We start from the raw sequence: 1,551 nt of genomic DNA, 5'->3' as shown, positions 1-1,551 counted from the left end.
CCTGGTGGCCTGCATGCACAAGCTGCTGGTCATCCTCAACGCCATCGCCCGCTCCAAGTCGCCTTGGCGCAACGACTTCACTGCGGTTCAGTAACGGGTTCATCAAGATGGTTGCTGGGGTTTCAAAGTTCTCTGAGGACGGCGCGCACCGGGCTGGCGTCGGCGGTGGTCAGCTTCAGCGGCAGGGCGATCAGCTCGTAGTCGCCCTCGGGCACATCGTCCAGCAGCAGGTTCTCCAGCACGCGCAGGCCGCGGCGGCGGATGGTCTGGTGGCTGTCCAGTGTCTTGCTCTCGGCCGGGTCGATGCTGGCGCTGTCGATGCCGATCAGCACCACGCCGCGGTCGGCCAGCAGTGCCACGGTCTCGGGCGCGAAGGCGGGCAGGGCGTTGTCGAACCGATCCTGCGGCATGCGCTCGTACACGCGCACGAGAACCCTGGGCGGAAGGCCTTCAAGGGCGTGTGCAATGTGTTCCGGCCGCACCAGCGGCCCGCAGCCGATGGCGTGCACCACGCGGCAGGGTCCGATGAAGGCCTGCAGGTCCACGGCACCGATGGCCGCGCCTTCAGGGTCGTAGTGCAGCGGCGCGTCGGCGTGTGCGCCCACGTGGGGGCTGAGCGTGAGGGCGCTGACATTGACCGGGCAGCCCGGGCCGATGCTGGCCACCCACTGCTGCGAATAGGCCGTGTCACCCGGGAAAACCGGCGTGCCTGCGTGAATCGGAGGGGAGATGTCCCAGAGCTTTTTCATCGTGCGACGAAGTTAGCACCGGGTAAAAAGCCGTGGTGTCGGTATTTTCCAACGAGCAGAAAAAATACTTCAGGCTTAAATCAAATGATCAGGCCGGCAGCGGCGGCTGGCGCACCACCAGCACCTTGAGCGCCCGGTCGCCGGACACATCGGCGAACACCGCCGGGTTGGGCAGGCGCTGTTCGATGACCAGTTCCGGCGCCTGCTCGGCCAGCACGTCGCGCAGGAACTGCTCGGGGATCTCCGGGGCGTTCAGGCAGAGCAGGGCATGGCCACCGGGGCGCAGCAGGTCGGGCAGGCGGCGCACCAGGCGGGCGTAGTCCTTGTTGGCCACAAAGCTGCCTTTCTGGTAGCTCGGCGGGTCGGCGATCACCAGCCCGTACGGGCCCATGCGCGTGACCTTGCCCCAGGAGCTGAACAGGTCGTGCGCGAGGAACTTGGCGCTGTGGTTCAAACCGTTGAGCTGGTGGTTCTGCTGACCGGTGGTCAGCGCGCCTTGCGCCATGTCGAGGTTGACCACTTCTTTGGCGCCGCCCTGCAGTGCGGCCACCGAGAAGGCGCAGGTGTAGGCGAACAGGTTGAGCACCTTGTGGCCCTGTGCGTGCGCGCGCACCCAGCGCCGGCCCTCGGCCATGTCCAGGAACAGGCCGTGGTTCTGCCCGCGCAGCAGGTTGACGCGGTACTTCGCGCCGTCTTCCGTGACCACGTGCGATTCGGGCACGGTACCGGCCAGCACGGTGGTTTCGCTGCGACCCTCGTGTCGGGCCTGCAGCACCACATTCAGCGGCTGTTCGGGCGCGAT

At 66.7% G+C, this 1,551-nt stretch carries 2 protein-coding genes; both read right to left on the bottom strand.

The window, feature by feature from the left end; genetic code table 11:
* Positions 1-122: 122 nt before the first annotated feature.
* Entirely contained in the window at positions 123-749 is a 627-nt protein-coding gene (kynB, locus tag ACR2JA_RS06015) for an arylformamidase (RefSeq protein ID WP_434008202.1), read from the bottom strand.
* 88 nt (positions 750-837) lie between these two features.
* A partial coding sequence (locus tag ACR2JA_RS06010) for a class I SAM-dependent methyltransferase (protein ID WP_434008201.1) occupies positions 838-1,551 on the bottom strand: 714 nt, incomplete at its 5' end.

This window comes from Hydrogenophaga sp., assembly GCF_051007235.1.
Classification (GTDB): Bacteria; Pseudomonadota; Gammaproteobacteria; order Burkholderiales; family Burkholderiaceae_C; genus Hydrogenophaga.
Note: the sequence above shows the minus strand (reverse complement) of the source record. Positions and strands in the feature narration are given on the sequence as shown.

Excerpts from the sequence above, each read along its gene's own strand:
- kynB (WP_434008202.1), bottom strand. The coding sequence starts at position 749 with ATGAAAAAGCTCTGGGACATCTCCCCTCCGATTCACGCAGGCACGCCG.